General features: G+C 59.3%; 15 protein-coding genes and 1 pseudogene. 11 read left to right on the top strand and 5 right to left on the bottom strand.

The features are described from left to right. Positions 1-8: 8 nt before the first annotated feature. From O3S81_RS19475 to O3S81_RS19445, 7 genes are all read left to right on the top strand, one after another. Positions 9-1,280: an ABC transporter substrate-binding protein gene (locus tag O3S81_RS19475; RefSeq protein WP_269345840.1), complete on the top strand. Its 1,272-nt coding sequence runs from the start codon at positions 9-11 to the stop codon at positions 1,278-1,280. A gap of 67 nt (positions 1,281-1,347) precedes the next feature. Further along, positions 1,348-2,274: a carbohydrate ABC transporter permease gene (locus tag O3S81_RS19470; RefSeq protein WP_269345839.1), complete on the top strand. Its 927-nt coding sequence runs from the start codon at positions 1,348-1,350 to the stop codon at positions 2,272-2,274. A 10-nt stretch (positions 2,275-2,284) separates the two neighbouring features. Continuing rightward, positions 2,285-3,115 carry a carbohydrate ABC transporter permease gene (locus O3S81_RS19465; protein ID WP_269345837.1) on the top strand — a complete coding sequence of 277 codons (831 nt, stop codon included), beginning with the start codon at positions 2,285-2,287 and terminating at the stop codon, positions 3,113-3,115. Between the two features lie 2 nt (positions 3,116-3,117). Then, a complete protein-coding gene (locus O3S81_RS19460) occupies positions 3,118-4,200 on the top strand; it encodes an ABC transporter ATP-binding protein (protein ID WP_269345836.1) in 1,083 nt (360 codons plus the stop codon). Next, on the top strand, positions 4,197-5,180 hold the full coding sequence (locus tag O3S81_RS19455) for an NAD-dependent epimerase/dehydratase family protein (protein ID WP_269345834.1): 984 nt from the start codon (positions 4,197-4,199) through the stop codon (positions 5,178-5,180). The genes O3S81_RS19460 and O3S81_RS19455 overlap by 4 nt, the downstream gene beginning before the upstream one ends. Continuing rightward, on the top strand, positions 5,177-6,859 hold the full coding sequence (locus O3S81_RS19450; RefSeq protein ID WP_269345832.1) for an SMP-30/gluconolactonase/LRE family protein: 1,683 nt from the start codon (positions 5,177-5,179) through the stop codon (positions 6,857-6,859). The genes O3S81_RS19455 and O3S81_RS19450 overlap by 4 nt, the downstream gene beginning before the upstream one ends. 3 nt (positions 6,860-6,862) lie before the next feature. Next, positions 6,863-7,624, top strand: coding sequence for an SDR family NAD(P)-dependent oxidoreductase (locus O3S81_RS19445; protein WP_269345830.1), 762 nt, complete (start codon positions 6,863-6,865; stop codon positions 7,622-7,624). A gap of 553 nt (positions 7,625-8,177) precedes the next feature. On the opposite strand, the gene O3S81_RS19440 is transcribed toward O3S81_RS19445, so the two are convergent. Then, positions 8,178-9,068: an oxidoreductase gene (locus O3S81_RS19440; protein WP_269345829.1), complete on the bottom strand. Its 891-nt coding sequence runs from the start codon at positions 9,066-9,068 to the stop codon at positions 8,178-8,180. A gap of 318 nt (positions 9,069-9,386) precedes the next feature. Here O3S81_RS19440 and O3S81_RS19435 point away from each other — a divergent pair, with 318 nt between their 5' ends. Beyond that, positions 9,387-10,292, top strand: a complete 906-nt coding sequence (locus tag O3S81_RS19435; protein WP_269345828.1) for a LysR family transcriptional regulator — start codon at positions 9,387-9,389, stop codon at positions 10,290-10,292. Positions 10,293-10,433: 141 nt separating this feature from the next. Here the strand turns inward: O3S81_RS19435 and O3S81_RS19430 are convergent. Beyond that, positions 10,434-10,619 (bottom strand): annotated as a pseudogene (locus tag O3S81_RS19430) (IS30 family transposase); the annotation flags it as partial. Between the two features lie 187 nt (positions 10,620-10,806). Between O3S81_RS19430 and O3S81_RS26655 the strand changes: the two are divergent. The 3 genes from O3S81_RS26655 (at position 10,807) to O3S81_RS19415 (ending at position 13,480) form a co-directional block, all read left to right on the top strand. Beyond that, positions 10,807-11,103 carry a hypothetical protein gene (locus O3S81_RS26655; RefSeq protein WP_442864955.1) on the top strand — a complete coding sequence of 99 codons (297 nt, stop codon included), beginning with the start codon at positions 10,807-10,809 and terminating at the stop codon, positions 11,101-11,103. A 350-nt stretch (positions 11,104-11,453) separates the two neighbouring features. Next, a complete protein-coding gene (locus tag O3S81_RS19420; RefSeq protein WP_269345825.1) occupies positions 11,454-12,851 on the top strand; it encodes a cache domain-containing protein in 1,398 nt (465 codons plus the stop codon). Further along, entirely contained in the window at positions 12,848-13,480 is a 633-nt protein-coding gene (locus O3S81_RS19415; RefSeq protein WP_269345824.1) for a response regulator, read from the top strand. The genes O3S81_RS19420 and O3S81_RS19415 overlap by 4 nt, the downstream gene beginning before the upstream one ends. Positions 13,481-13,543: 63 nt before the next feature. Here O3S81_RS19415 and O3S81_RS19410 read toward each other — a convergent pair whose 3' ends face one another. The 3 genes from O3S81_RS19410 to O3S81_RS19400 all read right to left on the bottom strand — a co-directional run bounded on the left by O3S81_RS19410 (position 13,544) and on the right by O3S81_RS19400 (position 16,808). Beyond that, positions 13,544-14,656: a TRAP transporter substrate-binding protein gene (locus O3S81_RS19410; protein WP_269345823.1), complete on the bottom strand. Its 1,113-nt coding sequence runs from the start codon at positions 14,654-14,656 to the stop codon at positions 13,544-13,546. Between the two features lie 80 nt (positions 14,657-14,736). Then, positions 14,737-16,242 carry a TRAP transporter large permease gene (locus O3S81_RS19405; RefSeq protein ID WP_269345821.1) on the bottom strand — a complete coding sequence of 502 codons (1,506 nt, stop codon included), beginning with the start codon at positions 16,240-16,242 and terminating at the stop codon, positions 14,737-14,739. 17 nt (positions 16,243-16,259) lie between these two features. Beyond that, positions 16,260-16,808, bottom strand: coding sequence for a TRAP transporter small permease subunit (locus O3S81_RS19400; RefSeq protein WP_269345820.1), 549 nt, complete (start codon positions 16,806-16,808; stop codon positions 16,260-16,262). Positions 16,809-17,081: the final 273 nt, after the last annotated feature.

Below are 17,081 nucleotides of genomic sequence, written 5' to 3'. Positions count from 1 at the left end.
AGGAAACCATGACCAAAAGAATGAAAAAGCTGGCGCTGGGCACCGCGACCGCCGTTTTGATGACCATGGGCGTTGTAGCGCCCGCGATGGCCGATACCGTGCTGAAGTTCATTTCCTGGCAGACCGACGATGCCGGAACGGGCGAATGGTGGCATTCCGCCATCGCCGCCTTCGAGAAACAGCATCCGGGCGTGAAGATCGAATTCACCAAGGCGGAGCGCAGTTCCTACGCGGATACGATGACCACGCTTTTTGCCGCCAACCAGCCGCCGCAGATCGTGCATCTGGCGTCCTTCGAATTCCAGATGTTTGCCGATAACGGCTGGCTGGAACCGCTTGACCCCTGGCTGAAGAAGGACGGCATCGACATGACCGGCTGGGCCGGCCAGCAGAAATGCGAGTGGAACGGTGAAACCGTCTGCATCATGACCAACTATTTCGGTTTCGTCATGGCCTATAACAAGAAGCTGCTGAAAGAAGCCGGCGTTGCGGTTCCGAAGAACTATGACGAGTTTCTGGCCGCTGCAAAAGCCACGACCAAGGATCTGAACGGCGACGGCATTATCGACCAGTTCGGCACCGGCCACGAAACCAAGGGCGGTCCGGGGCAATATCTGACGGAAATGCTGAACTACATCATCGATGCCGGTGCCTACTGGACCGACAAGGACGGCAACATCACCATCGACACGCCACAGATGGTCGAGGGCCTTTCACGCTGGAAAACCGTGATGAAGAGCGGCATCAGCCCGGTCGACATGAGCGCCAGCGACGTGCGCAAGCTGTTTGCCGATGGCAAGATGGCCATGCGGCTCGATGGACCGTGGCTTTATGGCACGACTGAAAAGGGTTCGGCCAAGAGTGACATCGTTTATGTCGCGCCGCCGCTTCATCCGCCGCTTGGCGGGTCCTCCAACGTGCTCGCCATGCCGGCCGATATTCCCGACGACCAGAAGGCGCTCGTCTGGGATTTCATCAAGCTGACGATGACGCCGGAATTCCAGCGCAGCTACGCCACCCTTGGCGGCAACACCCCGCCAAGCCCGAAGGCGGATGTCTCGGGTGTTGAAAAGACCATCCCGCATTTCCCGGTGCTGATCGAAACGATGAAGGCCGCGTCTGAAGCCGGTATCGACCGCATTCCGACCGGGCTTGAGCTTTTCTACAACGAGTTCAGCAAGATGGTGATGGAGGAAAGCCAGCGGATGATCATTCAGGATCTCGATCCGGCGGAGGCGGCGAAAACCATGCAGGCAAAGGCCGAAGCCATCAAGGGTTGATCCCGTTGTCCTGCCATGGCCCGTAAAGGGCCATGGCCATCATTCGCATCCGGCAGGAGGACCATCCATGACCGAACCCGTTCGGGCTGGGCGTCGCAAGTTCTTCGATCTTGCGCGTCCCAGCCGGCAACATCTCCTCGGCTATATTCTGATCGCGCCCGCGGTCCTGATGGTTGCCGCCATCATCGTCTGGCCGCTCGTGCTGGCCGTTGACCTGTCGTTCCAGCAGGTCAAGATACCAAGGCTTGGCGGCGCCAGCCGGCCGTTTTCGCTGAGCAATTACACCTGGCTGTTCTCGTCGCCGGAATTCTGGCTGGCCTGCTGGGTAACGCTGAAACTGGTCATCGTCGTTACCGCCGGCAGCGTCGCGGTTGGCCTCGGCACGGCGCTTCTCGCCAATAACCGTTTCAAGGGCCGCACCGTCGCGCGGCTGGGAATGGCGCTGCCCTGGGCGGTGCCGGAAATCATCGCGGTCGTCATCTTTGCGTGGATGTTCGACACCTCCTTCGGCCTGTTTGGCTGGCTGGCGATCAAGCTCGGTTTCACCGACCAGATGATCCCGTGGGTCAGCAGTTCCACGGCCGCATTCTGGGCAGTGGCGATCACCATGGTGTGGAAGGGTTTTCCTTTCGTCTCGATCATGTGTCTGGCCGGCCTGCAGTCCATCCCCGCTGATTATTATGCGGCGGCCAAGGTGGATGGCGCGAGTGTGTGGCAGCGTTTCCGCTGGATCACCATGCCGCTTTTGATGCCGGTACTTGGCGTGACGCTGGTGCTGACGCTGCTTTGGGTATTCCGCGACTTTTCCATCATCAAGGTTCTGACCGGCGGCGGGCCGCTGCGTTCAACCCAGACGCTGTCGATCATGACCTACGACCAGGCTTTCCAGTATCACAATTTCGGTCGTGCCGCCGCCGTCGGCGTGCTGACGCTGGTGATCTGTATCGTCGCGAGCCTCCTGATGCTCGGCCGGCGTTCGAAATCGATCTATTGAGGAGGCTTTGATGAAACGGACATTTTTGCAGAGCCTTGCCCTTTACGCGACTGTGATCTTCACGCTGGTGATGATCCTGTTCCCGGTCTACTGGCTGCTGGTCACAGCACTTTCCACCACCGATGAGCTGTACCGCCTGCCGCCGACCTTCTGGCCGGACGATCCGCAGTGGGACATCTTTGCCCGGGTCTGGGCGGCAAAACCGATCCTGCTGTGGCTTTGGAATTCGATGCTGGCGGCTATCGGCTCGGTGGCGTTGTCGATGCTGGTCTCGGTCAGCGCCGGTTATGCACTGTCGCGTTATTCCATGCGAGGTGGCGCGACCATGGGTCTCTTCGTCCTGACGGCGAAGATGCTGCCCGCGACGCTGCTCGTCATTCCGCTGTTTTCGATCTTTTCCAGCTTCGGCCTGATCGGCAGCCTGTGGACGCTGGTTCTGGCGCATTCGACAATGATCATTCCTTTCGCCACGTGGATGCTGAAAGGCTATTTCGACACCATTCCGAAGGAACTGGAACAGGCTGCCATGGTCGATGGCTGCTCGCCGGTCGGCGCGATGGTGCGCGTCGTGCTTCCCATCGCCACGCCGGGGCTTGCCGCCACCGCACTTTATGCCTTCGTGCTCAGCTGGGCAGACTATGCCTATGCGCGCACCTTCCTCGTCAACTCGCCGGACAACTGGACGGCCAATCTCGGCATCACCACGATGCAGGGCGAATATGTCACCTACTGGAACGACATTTCCGCCGCATCCGTGTTCATCGCGCTGCCGATCATCGCAATCTACCTGTTCCTGGAACGTTATTTGGTCGGCGGCCTCACCGCTGGCGCGGAGAAATAAGCATGGCCAATATTTCCATTCGCAACGTCAGCAAGTCATATGGCGCGCTCAACGTGCTCAGGCCCTTTTCGCTTGAGATCGAGAACGGCGAGTTCGTGGTGCTGGTCGGGCCTTCCGGTTGCGGCAAGTCGACGATGCTGAAAATCCTCGCCGGTCTCGAACCGGCAAGCGAAGGCCAGATCTTCATCGGCGACCACGAAGTGACGGATCTCGCACCGGGTGACCGCGACATCGCCATGGTGTTTCAGAACTATGCGCTTTATCCGCACCTCACCGTTCGCCAGAATATCGGCTTTGGCCTGAAGATGCGCGGCACCGACAAGGCCGAGATCGACCGCCGGGTTGATGATGCGGCGCGCATTCTGGAAGTGACCCCCTATCTCGATCGCAAGCCCAGGGATCTCTCGGGCGGCCAGCGCCAGCGCGTCGCGCTTGGCCGCGCTATCGTGCGCCAGCCGCAGGCCTTCCTGATGGATGAGCCGCTGTCCAATCTCGATGCCAAGCTCCGCGTTCACATGCGTGCCGAAATCGGCGCATTACACAAGCGCATCGGTGTCACCACCGTTTATGTGACACATGATCAGGTCGAGGCGATGACGATGGCGGACCGCGTCGTCATCATGCAGGGCGGCATTATCCAGCAGATCGCCGCACCCGACGAGCTTTTCAACAATCCGGCCAATCTTTTCGTTGCCGGTTTCATCGGTTCGCCGGGCATGAATTTCCTCAATGCGGAACTGCGTGACGGCACTGTTACCCTGTTTGGGCAGCAGGTCTCCCTGCCGGGCGCGGTCGGCCGCCAGGGCAGCGTGATCGTCGGTCTGCGGCCGGAACATCTCGTTCTGGGCGATGGGCCGGTCACCTTCGATGTCCGTCCGACGCTGGTGGAAAGCCTGGGATCGGAAAAATACGTCTATTTTGATGCAGAAGGCGCAAGGGTCGCGGATGGCGAGGAGGGCAAGTCCAAGGGGCTGATCGCCCGCGTTTCGCATACCGGCAGCCTTCCCGGCAATGAGGCGCTCCGGCTCGGTTTCGATCCGGCCCAGCTTTATCTCTTCGATGCAAAGACCGGAGCACGGCTATGATCCTCGTTACCGGATCGGCAGGTCGTGTCGGCCGTGCCGTTGTCGCCGCCTTGCGCGCACAGGGCCGCGCCGTTCGCGGTTTTGATCTCAGGCCATCGGGAACCGGCGGCGAAGAAGTCGTCGGGTCGCTGGAAGATACGCAGGCACTGTCCGAGGCCATCAAGGGCGTGAGTGCCGTCCTGCATCTGGGTGCCTTCATGTCATGGGCTCCGGCGGATCGCGACCGCATGTTCGCCGTCAATGTCGAGGGCACGCGCCGGCTTCTGGATGCCGCTTCAGCGGCTGGCGTGCGGCGGTTCGTTTTCGCCTCCTCGGGTGAGGTCTATCCGGAAAACCGGCCGGAGTTCCTGCCGGTCACCGAGGACCATCCGCTTTGCCCCAACTCGCCCTATGGTCTGACCAAGCTTCTGGGTGAAGAGCTGGTACGCTTTCATCAGCGAAGCGGCACCATGGAAACGGTGATCCTGCGGTTTTCGCATACGCAGGATGCGGCGGAACTGCTGGACGAGGAGAGTTTCTTTTCCGGTCCCCGGTTTTTCCTGCGGCCGCGCATTCGCCAGCAGCAGAATTTCGGAAACGCTGCCATCGCCGAATTGCTCCGGTCCCGCGATATCGGTGAGCCGTCGCACATTCTGGCGCGCAATCAAAACGGCCGACCGTTCCGTATGCATATCACCGATACGCGCGACATGGTGGCGGGCATTCTGCTCGCTCTCGATCACCCTGAGGCGGCAGGTGGCACCTTCAATCTCGGCGCCGATGAACCGACCGATTTCGCCGCGCTTCTGCCGAAGATTGCGGCGCTGACCGGCCTGCCCATCGTGACAGTCGATTTTCCCGGCGACGGCGTTTATTACCATACGTCCAACAAGCGGATCAGAAACACTTTGGGGTTTGAAGCGGAATGGACGATGGACCGGATGCTGGAAGACGCGGCGGCCGCAAGGCGGCAGCGCCTCGCGAGGGAGCAGAGGCGATGAAACCGGAGACGCCGGGCGGCACGGCGGCGCTGGCCAAGGGGCTGACCCTGCTCGACATGGTCGCCGATGCGCCGGAACCGCTACGTTTTGCCGAGCTGTCGCGCGCCTCTGGCCTGCCGAAGCCGACATTCGCGCGCATCCTGCGTACCCTTATCGCCTATGGCCTCGTCCGTCAGGATGAGGCCCGTGGCACCTATGTCCTGGGCCAGCGTTTTCTGGAAATGTCCCATAAGGTCTGGGAGAGCTTCGATCTCGTCTCGGCGGCAACGCCGGAACTGGAGCGGCTGGCTGCTGAACTGGGGGAGACGGTTGCGCTGTGCCGGCTTGACGGCACCATGACGCAATATCTCGCCGAGCGTTCGCCGAACGGTCTTTCGGTGCGCGTCGAGGTGGGACGCCGCGTTCCCCTGCATTGCACGGCACCCGGCAAGGCACTGCTCGCCTTTCAGGACCCCGCCGTTGGCCGCGCCCTGCTGGATCGCCTGACGCTCGATCTGCAAACACCCAAAACCATTACCACCGTCGATGTGCTGCAGGCCGATCTGACGCTGACGCGGGCGCGGGGTTATTCGATTTCCTATGAGGAGCATCTGCCGGGGGTGAATTCGGTCGCCGCCCCTGTCATGGGCCGGGACAATACGCCGATGGGTGTGCTCGTTGCGCTCGGGCCGTCGTCGCGGCTGGATTCCTCCAATATCCATCCCGCCGGGCGCGAATTGATTGCCGCCGCCCGCCGCATTACCGGTGCCGCCGGGGCCGTGGCGATCAGCTCGCGGCCACGTCCGCGTTCGGCAACGGGCCGCCCCGGCGCCGAACTCAGCTGTATTCTGCCATGGGGTGCGCAGCTGGGGGAAAGCCCGGTCTGGCACGAGGGGGAAAACGCGCTCTACTGGGTGGATATCCTGCATCCGGCAGTGCACCGCTTCGATCACGCCACTGGCCGCAACGAAACCTGCGAAACCGGCAAGCTGGTCAGCGCCGTCATTCCGGTCACCGGAGGGCGATTGCTTGTGGCGTCTCAGGATGGCGTCGAATGGCTGGATTTCGCCTCCGGCCGGCTGACCCCCTTCGTCAGCCCGGAGGCTGACATTGCCGACAACCGCCTGAACGATGCCAAATGCGGACCGGATGGCGCAATCTGGGTCGGCTCGATGCGCATCGATGCCTCCAAGCCCACAGGTGCGCTTTATCGCATCAGTGCCAACGGCGCATCCGAGCGCAAGGAAGGCGGCATCATCGTTTCAAACGGTCTCGGCTGGAGCCCCGATGGCAGGACCTTCTATTTCGTCGATACCGTGCCCGGCCTCATCCATGCCTATGATTGCGATCCGGCGACGGGTGCGCTGTCGCAGCGCCGTGAATTTGCCCGCATTCCGGTGGCCGATGGCCGGCCGGATGGTCTGGCTGTGGACGCCGAAGGCGGGGTCTGGTGCGCCATCTGGGATGGCTGGTGCGTGCGCCGTTATCTTCCGAACGGCAAGCTGGACCAGGTGATCGACATGCCGGTGCCGCGCCCCTCCAGCATCGCCTTTGGCGGGCCGGACCTGTCGACGCTGTTCATCACCAGCGCCCGTACGCGCCTGCCGGCATCCACACTCGCCGACGCGCCGCTCTCCGGCGGCCTGTTTTCCTGCCGCCCGGGAATTGCCGGCGCGCGCATCTCGCTGTTTGAAGGATAAAGGATGCGTCTCGAAAGCCTCTTTGGATTGAAGGGCCGCACGGCGCTCGTCACCGGTTCCAGCCGTGGCATAGGCGCCGCCATTGCCGAGGGGCTGGCGGGCGCGGGCGCCCATGTCATCCTGCATGGCGTGAAGCCGGGTGCTGCCGCAGCCGTGCAGCACCGGATCGTCGCAAGTGGCGGCACGGCGCAGGAACTGGCGGGCGATCTTTCCGAGCCCGGTGCCGGCCGTGACCTCATCGAACGGGCGGAGGCGGTCGCACCGGTCGATATTCTTGTCATCAATGCAAGCGCGCAGATCAATGCCGTGCTGTCGGAACTTACGCGTGACGATCTGGCGTTTCAGCTGGCGGTCAATCTGGGCTCGACGGTGGATATGCTGCAGGCGGCCCTGCCGCGCATGGCGGCCCGCAAGTGGGGCAGGGTGGTTTCCATCGGCTCGGTCAATCAGTTGCGGCCCAAAGGCATCGTCACCGCCTATGCCGCAACCAAGGCTGCGCAGCATAATCTGATCCAGAGTCAGGCGCGGGATTACGCGCGCGACAATGTGTTGCTTAACACGCTCGCTCCCGGCCTCATAGACACCGACCGCAATGTCCACCGTCGTGATGGGGATCCCGAAGGCTGGGCAGACTATGTCCAGACACTGAACTGGATGGGCCGTGCCGGGCAGCCGGAAGAAATGGTGGGTGCCGCCATATTCCTGTCGTCCCAGGCCTGCAGTTTCATGACCGGGGAGAACATTTTTCTGACGGGCGGATACTGACGGATTTGCTGGCACAGCTGAGCGGAATAACAGATATCCTGGGTATTGGGATGCTGAACTCTATAGCTTTGATTGCCACGATTTGGGAATGCCGGCAGCTCTGATCGTGATCCTGGCGCAACATTGTGCGTCATTTCCTCCCATAGTGGGTAGGCTGCGAATCGGTGATTTTTCCTTCTGGAAAATCGTTTTGTACCGTTACCTTTTGGACCACAGGTCGTGAGCTGCAGGTGTTGGTTCCCACTGACGGGTTGGAATGCTCTTCCCACCTGTCAGTGGCAATCGACAAATCCGTTAACGAGAATGTCGTGACAAACTGTGGCGTTCATTTCTCCACACGAGTGGGCTTGTCGCTTGACGTGCGGAACGACACGCGAACCGCGTCTTGCGGAGTTTGACCTGTCACACCACAGGACCTCCACTTCCCCTTTAACCCCTCAAGGCCGGCAGTCGGTAGATAGCTGCATCAAAGGCCGGACACACGACTGCGCTGTAGAAGCGCTGTGTCTACCCTGAACCATGGCGACTAAAGGCGGAAAATCTGCACGCAATCTCATGACGCACCGGTTTTCGTGGCGATTGAATCCAGGATGGTCAAGTGTTCCGGTTGCAGCACAAGATCGCCAGCCTTGAAATTCTCGCGAAGGTGATCAACTGACGAGGTTCCCGCGATCACCAAGATATTTGGCGAGCGCTGCAGAAGCCATGCGAGAGCGACTTGTTTGGTGGTCGCGCCGATAGCATTCGCAACACCCGATAAAGCGGACGACTGGACAGGTGTGAAGCCTCCAAGAGGGAAGAATGGCACATAAGCCACTCCGTCAGCTGCGAGAACATCGATAAATGCATCGTCCTCTCGATGGACGAGATTGTATTGGTTCTGGATGCAGACGATCTTGGCGATCGAGGACGCTTCTCGATATTGGTCTTGAGTAACATTACTCAGCCCAATGTGGCGAACGAGGCCCATTTTCTGAAGCTCTACAAGAGTTGACAGCGGCTCAGCTATAGAACCTTCGCTGGGGCCAGCAGGTCCTCCAACGCGCAAGTTCACGGTATCCAAAGCTTCTACGTTAAGGCTGGTGAGGTTTTGATGTACAGCCGTCGTAAGTCCTTCCTTGGATATATCCAAAGCCCAGGAGCCGTCGTCGCCTCGGACGTACCCGATTTTCGTCACGATCACGAGATCTTTTGAGTAAGGGGAAAGCGCTTCACGGATAAGATCGTTGGCAACCTGAGGGCCGTAGAAATGAGCGGTGTCAATATGATTAGCCCCCTGTTTTACTGTCTCCCGTAGAACCGCAAGCGCTGCTTGCTTGTTACGGGGCGGACCCCATACATGAGGACCTGGCAACTGCATGGCGCCATATCCGATCCGCTTGAGGTTCACTGTTGTTCCAGGAAGCGTAAAAGTGCCGCCGAGGGCTGATATTGTCGTAGACATATGTATTCCTTGTGGTGGTTACTCTTAAATCATTGTCAACCGGTACAAATCGCACCGGCTCTGGACTTTGGTTTTTGCTTTCCGAGCCGCTATATAATTTTGGCTGCCTTTGATGCCGGTACGCAGCAGTTCAGACGATCTTCGCGCCCGGCTTCTGCCGCCCATCCCGGCGGGCCAGTGGATCCAACACCAGCTCGGCGCTGAGATTTCCTGTTGCGTGGGCAGAAAATAGTCTGATGCTATAAAGGTCACAATCAGCCACAATCCGGACAACCTGTCCGCCTTTGCGGACAATCCAGGTACAGCAGGGACTTTCGAATGCCGGACATGAACGATGTCAGCGCCTTCCTCGCAGTGGCCCGCGCCCGCGGATTTCGTCAGGCGGCCCGCGAAAGCGGAATAAGCTCGTCGGCTCTGAGCGATGCGATCAAGCGGCTTGAGACTGAACTCGGCGTTCGTCTCCTGAACCGCACCACACGCAGCGTTCTTCCGACTGAAGCTGGTGGCGAACTGATCAAGCGCATAGACCCGGCTTTCGCAGAAATACTGTCCGCTCTCGACCAGGCGAGCAGCCGTCACGACCGACTGGCAGGCTCGCTGAAACTCAACGTTCCGGTAAGTGCCGCGCGTCTGGTGCTGCCGCGCATCGTCGCCCCCTTTCTTGCGGCCTATCCCGATATTCGGCTGGAGATCGTGACCGATGAGAGTTTCGTCGATATCATCGCAGCCGGATGCGATGCAGGCATCCGCTACGACGACCGGCTCGAGCAGGACATGATTGCTATACCCATCGGCCCGCGCACACAGCGCTTTGCTCTTGGTGTCGCGCCGGATTACCTTACGGCAAGGGGAAGACCCGCGCATCCGCGAGACCTGTTGTCGCATAGCTGCATCCGGGGGCGGTTTGCTGGTCGGGCCGTTTCCCCTTGGGAATTTGAGCGCGATGGCGAGACGGTGATCATTGAACCACCGGGCCAACTCCTGGTGCAATCGGGGGGAGGGACTGATCTCGGCGTCAGCGCAGCCATTGCAGGCACAGGCATCATCTATCTCTTCGAAGACTGGCTGAGGCCGCACTTCGCGAGTAGCGCCCTCGAACCCCTGCTGGAGCCCTGGTGGTTGAGCTTCCCGGGTCCTTACCTTTATTATCCGGGTCGCCGGCTGGTGCCTGCGCCGCTGCGTGCCTTCATCGACTTCGTCAAGTGCCTCCAGAAGGCAAGATGAACAGCATATTTACCAATCCAAATTACATTGGCATCGTCGATGCTGTCACACCTTGATCGCATGGCCGTCGGCCGAATATGCGAATTTGCAGATTGGAGAATCTTCCCCAAGTGCATCATGCCGGTTTTGCAGGGTAGGGGATCAGGTCTCCTCCTGTAAATGAGCCATGAACGCTTCGGCCGGCGTCCTGTAGCCGAGACACTTTCTGGGTTGGTCGTTGAGAATGCGTGCGACCTGGTTCAAAGTTGCCTGCGACATGAGGTCTGTGTTCGATGGCAAGAAGCGGCGGATGCGCTCGAGCCGATCAAGAGCCTGCTTCTGCGCGGGCCGTATTATCTTCGCAATGTCCTGGCGATACGGTCGGCCCCGATGGCGCCCAGGTGACGGCGCTGCCTCCAGCGATCTCATCACCGCCTCTCCCGAGACACCCAATGAGATAGAAAGTCCCGAGCCCTATTACGGGAAAACAACGCTTAATAAGAAGGCCGATATTCAATTTACTGACGGAAATAGATTGGAACTGGATCAGTCTGCCAGGATGTACGGAGGGCAGGCGACTTGGCGCGATGGTGTGGCAAAAGGTGCAAATACCTTGACGACAAGTCCCCGCATTTCGCAGATTGGTGATGCTTATTTACCCAAGATGCTCGTTACGGCGAAAACCCCTTCGTCTCCGAAGCTGAAATCCAGTCTCTGTGGCAAGCCCGAATATCGCGCTGGTGAAAAATTCGGCCGTGCACCGGGACTTAAGGATTTTGCGGCCTCCCAGTTTGGGTTACCGCCATCGTGGACTGACAAGGCAGCACGTTGAATACCTTGCAATGCCAAGGTCCAACCGCCGATCCAGTCATGGCTTCGCAGCAAGCCGAAGATTTTGGGATCGAAGATCCGTGTCCGCAATGTCAGCAGGGTTCTCTTCTGGAGAAAAGGTGCATGCTGCGTCAACTGTACCTGTTGTGGTTCCGGTGCGGCCGTCTCGGCAGGGTGTCTCCTGTTGTAGCCAACTAAGCCGAAGTCAGTCCGAAACTCTACTTTTCCTCGCGGCACGGATTCCCCGAATCCCCTGTATTTCCGACTGGATCATGTGCCATCATGCTCGACTTGCCGTATGAAGTGTTGTTAGTTGAGAATAAGTGAGAGCGAATGTGTCGGAGGGGCCGCATGAGACTCAGGAACCAGATCCTTGCATTGGCCATCGGGCCCCTTGTTCTTGCCATCATCATCATTACGGCGCTCATCACCTGGCAGTCAATGACGCTGGCGCGCACCAGCATCGACGCATTCGAGCGAAACATGCTTGCCGCAAAGGAGGCGGAACTCCTCAACCTCACCAATCTCGCCCTTTCCGCTATCCGTTCGGTTTATGACAAGGCCGGGCCGGACGACGAAGCCGCGAAGGAAGAGGTCAAGCGCATTCTGATGGACCTCGATTATGGCACGGACGGTTATTTCTTCGTCTATGATTATGACGGGTTGAACGTCGTTCATCCGCGGCAAAATTTCCGTCCGGGCAATAACTGGCTGGATCTTTATGATCCAGATGGCAACCGCGTCATCTATGACCTGATCCTCAAGGCGAAAGAAGGTGGCGGCCTTGTCCAGTACAAGTGGGAGAAACCCTCAACCCGGAAGATGGCCGACAAGCTTTCGTTTGCGGCCGGCCTCGACAAGTGGCGATGGATGATCGGCACGGGTGTCTATCTGGATGACGTTTTTGCAGCAACGGCGGCGGCCAAGGAAGAATTGCGCCGCTCCATCACATGGAATTTTCTGATCGTCGCGCTGTTTGCAGTTCCTGCCGTGCTGTTGGTGTTTGCCACCTGCATGCTGCTCAATCTGCGCCAGCAGAGGATGGCGGATGGACGGCTGAAGGAACTGATGCAGCGGGTCATTGATACGCAGGAAGAGGAGCGCCTGCGCATTGCCCGGGAATTGCATGACGGTATTTCTCAAAATCTCGTCGGCGTGCGCTTCGCAATCGACCTCGCGCGGCGCAAGGTGACGCCGGATAATGTCGGTGCTGTCGAGGCGATCGGCAAAGGTGCGGCAGCATTGACCGAGGCGATCAAGGAGGTCCGTCGTATCTCGCACGATCTGCGTCCCCGCGTCCTTGACGACCTGGGACTGACCGCCGCTTTGGAAGCCCTGATTTCAAGCTTTTCCGAACGCACCGGCATTGCGGCGACACTGGAATCGGTGGCCTTCAAGCATATGCTCGTTCCGGAGGCCCGTGTCGCGCTTTATCGTGTCGCACAGGAGGCGCTCACCAATATCGAGCGTCATTCCGATGCGACGCGGGTCACCGTCAGGTTCTCAAGCCGCGACGAACGGGTGCAGATGGAAGTTCGCGACAATGGCCGGGGATTTCCGGCCACCCGGACAGAGAACGAGATGTCAGCCAACAAGGGCCTTGGCCTTAGAAACATGCAGGAGCGCATGACCCATTTTGGAGGCAGGCTTGATGTGGAAAGCTCTGCCAAGGGAACCGTTCTGCGAGCGGTTCTTCCCATGACCGCCATGAAGGATCGTGGCCATCGTTTGCAGGAGGCTGCGGAGTGACCGTTCATCCCATCCGCGTCCTTCTAGTCGACAACCATCCTCTCGTCCTCGACGGGTTGAAGGCAGTACTTGAAACCTACGAACATATCGCTGTCGTTGGAACTGCTGTCTCTGCCATGGCGGGTATCGAGGCGGCTGTCGCCACACGACCCCATGTCGTGCTGATGGATATCAACATGCCCCAGATCAATGGCATCGATGCCCTGGAGCTGTTCAAGGAAAGACAGCTTTCCGCGCGGGTGCTGATGCTGTCGATGCATGACAGCCGGGAATATATCTCGACATCGGTGATGTATGGTGCCGCCGGTTACATTCTGAAAGATGTGGCCACCGAGGAAATAGTGGCGGCAATCGATACCGTTGCGGCCGGCGGCACCTATTTCTCCTCAGGCGTTCGGGACGTGCTGATGGAGAGTTCCACCGGCAGGCTGAAGGAGCTGACCACCCGCGAGCAGGACGTTCTGCTTTTGATTGCAAGGGGAAAAAGCAACCGCGATGCTGCTCTCGCCCTCGATATCGCCGAGCGCACGATGGAAACCCACCGCAAGAACATCAAGCGGAAACTGGATATTGCAACGACCGCCGGTCTCATTCGCTATGCGATAGACAACGGGCTCATCAAGGAATAGCGGGACAGGATCGAGGCCCCGCGAATGTCGCCATCCGGGGCCCTCGATATCAGTCATGTCGGCTTATTTGCCGGCGGTCTGCATCGCATAGCCATAGCTGTCATAGGTATATTCGGCGACGCGAAACCATTCATAGCTCTCGTCGCGGAATTTCTTCCAGCCGGGATAGATCTTGGCCCATGCGGGATGTTTCTGCGTGTACTCGTCATAGAGCTCGAAGGTTGCCTTGTAGGCGGCATCGAGCACATCCCGGGGCAGCGGACGAAGCTGCGTGCCCTTGGAAACCAGCGAGCGGATCGCATCCTTGTTCTTGACGTCGTAGAGCGCCTGCATGTTGATGTTGGCGGCCTTGCAGGCGGTATCGAGCGCTGCCTTGTATTCGTCAGGCAGAGCCGCATATTGGTCCTTGTTGACGAAGAAGTGGATCGTCAGGCCACCTTCCCAGAAGGCCGGATAATAATAATAGGGCGCGATCTGGTAGAAACCGAGCTTTTCGTCGTCATAGGGACCAACCCACTCTGCGGCGTCGATGGTACCACGTTCCAGTGCCGGATAAATATCGCCGCCCGGAAGCTGCTGCGGCACGGCGCCAAGCCTGGCGAGCACCTGTCCCGCGACGCCGGCAATACGCATCTTGAGGCCCTTGATATCCTCGATGCTCTTGATCTCCTTGCGATACCAGCCACCCATCTGGGCACCCGTCGCACCGCCGGGAATACCGATGACGCCGTAGTCGGACAGGAATTCATTATACGCCTCGTTGCCGCCGCCATGGTAAAGCCATGCGTTCTGCTGGCGGGCGTTCAGGCCGAAGGGGATGGTCGAGCCGATGGCGAATGTCGGATCCTTGCCCGTGAAATAATATCCGCAGGTATGGGAAATTTCGACCGTATTGGCTTTTACGGCATCGATGGCCTGGGCGCCGGGAACGATCTCGCCGGCCTGAAAGACCTGGATTTCGAACTTGCCGCCGGTCATTGCCTTCAATGCGTTGGCCATGACGACGGCGCCGCCGTAAATCGTGTCCAGATTGTTCGGGAAACCTGACGTCAGACGCCAGCGAACGGTCGGCGATGACTGGGCTATGGCCGGTGTTGCAAGTGTGGAGGCAGCCGCTGCTGCCCCCGCAAGCACACCGCCCGACAGGAAATGTCTGCGGCCTGGATTGTCCTTCATGGGTTACCTCCTCCTGTTGAATATGAGCGACGTCCGGGACGTCGATGGTTTGCGCGGACGCTTGCGCGCCCGGTCTGCTGTCACGGGGTGTTTGGCTTGCCGAAGCTCGGCGCGGTATTGCCGGGCGCGAGGAACGGGTTGGCAAACGGATCTGCGTCCGTTCCGGCACCGGGCATGGGTACGTTGATATGAACGGCGGAAGGATCGGCCTGCTTGGCGCCTGACTTGTAGTGCATCACGATGCCGGGGAAGGCGATGATGATGATGACCATGGCGAGCTGGATAAAGAGATAGGGAATGGCGCCGAGATAGATCTGGGTCGAGGTGACCGGCTGGATCGTCTGTCCGGTGACGCGATCCCTGTAGGCGCGTGTCGGCGCAACGGACCGCAGAAAGAACAGCGAAAAACCGAAGGGCGGGTGCATGAAAGAAGTCTGCATGTTAACCGCCAGCATGACGCCGAACCAGATCAGATCAATGCCAAGGGCATCGGCGACCGGAGCCAGAAGCGGGATGATGATGAAGGCCAGCTCGAAATAATCGAGGAAGAAGGCCAGGAAGAAGACCAGCAGGTTGGCGACGATCAGGAAGCCGATCTCGCCGCCCGGAACCGATGTCATCAGATGCTCGACCCAGACATGGCCATTCACGCCATAGAAGGTCAGGGAGAAGACGCGCGCGCCGAGCAGGATGAGCAGGACGAAGGACGACAGTTTTGCCGTGGCGTAAAGAGACTGCTGGATGAGGCCGAAGTTGAGCTTGCGGTTGGCGAGCGCAAGAGCGAGTGCGCCCACCGCACCCATGGCGCCACCTTCCGTGGGCGTGGCGATGCCGAGGAAGATCGTGCCGAGCACGAGGAATATCAGGACGAGTGGCGGCACGAGCGAGGTGATGACCTTCAGCAGCAATTTGCTGCCGCGCAGGGTCCGGGCCTCCAATGGCAGAGCAGGCACCTTTGCCGGGCTGATGATCGAGGTCACGATGATGTAAAGTGTATAGGCGCCGACAAGCATGAGACCCGGAACGAGGGCGCCCTTGTACATGTCGCCCACCGAGCGGCCAAGCTGGTCCGCCAGCACGATCAAGACGAGGCTTGGCGGAATGATTTGCGCCAGCGTGCCGGAGGCCGCGATCGTGCCGGCGGCGATTTTGCGGTCGTAACCATAACGCAGCATGATCGGCAGCGAGATGAGACCCATCGAAATGACCGAGGCGGCAACAACGCCTGTCGTGGCCGCCAGAATAGCGCCGACAAAAATCACCGCGAAGGCAATGCCGCCGCGGACCGGTCCAAACAGCTGGCCGATCGTATCGAGGAGGTCTTCCGCCATGCCGCTCTTTTCAAGGATCAGACCCATGAAGGTGAAGAACGGTATGGCGAGCAACGTCTCGTTCGACATCTGGCCGAATATGCGATCGGGGATGGCCTGGAACAGCGTTGCCGGCAGCAGGCCGAGCTCGATCCCGATGAAACCGAAGAAAAAGCCGACGAAAGCGAGAGCAAAGGCCACCGGATAGCCCAGCAGCAGCACGATGATGAGCGCCGCGAACATGATCGGGGCGAGATTTTCCGCAAGGAATGCCATTGTTGTTTTTCCTTCGATCAGAGCATTGCCGCTTCGGCATCTGCCGCTGCAACCGGATCAGGAATATCGCCGCGCAGGATGGCGACGCGCTTGATGAGTTCCGAAAGGCCCTGCAGGGCGAGCAGGCTGAAACCGATCGGTATCAGCGCCCAGACCGGCCACTGGATGAGGCCGCCCGTATTGTTCGATACTTCACCGGAGGCGAATTTCTGCAGGAACACCGGCCAGGAGAGATAGACCGTGATAAGGCAGAATGGCATGAGAAAGAAGATCGTCCCGAGAATGTCGACCCACAGCTGCCCTTTGCGCGGAAGATTTCCGTAGACCAGATCGACCTTCACATGCTCGTTGTTCAGAAGCGTGTAGGCAGCAGCGATCAAAAAGACCGCAGAAAACAGATACCACTGCGATTCGAGCCAGGCGTTTGAGCTCATGGAAAACGCCTTGCGCATGGCGGCATTGATGGCGCTGATGAAAATGGCCGCAAGAAGCAGCCAGGAAATAGCTTTGCCAATGGCTGAATTGGCAGCATCAATGGCGCGCGAAACGGCCAACAGAAACTTCATGATGTCCTCCCCGGAAGCGGCCGCGTACTCCTCAATACATATGCCGCCGCTATAGTTCGGGCACGATATCAATGGCGGCTTCACGCTCAAGGGCCGCTGGACACGGATTTCTTCAGGCCTACCGAGAACTGGGTATGCAGGGGGCAACTTCAGGAGGATGGCGCGGAACAATGAAATGAAAGAGCGTGTTTGGATACATCATACTCTGTCTCAGTCGGCACCAACCCGCAGGGCGAGAGGGAAAATTCCAGCCAACTGTTCCAGCCTGCAGGG

It is taken from the genome of Agrobacterium sp. SOY23, assembly GCF_027212525.1.
Taxonomy (GTDB): Bacteria; Pseudomonadota; Alphaproteobacteria; order Rhizobiales; family Rhizobiaceae; genus Agrobacterium; species Agrobacterium tumefaciens_I.
Note: the sequence above shows the minus strand (reverse complement) of the source record. Positions and strands in the feature narration are given on the sequence as shown.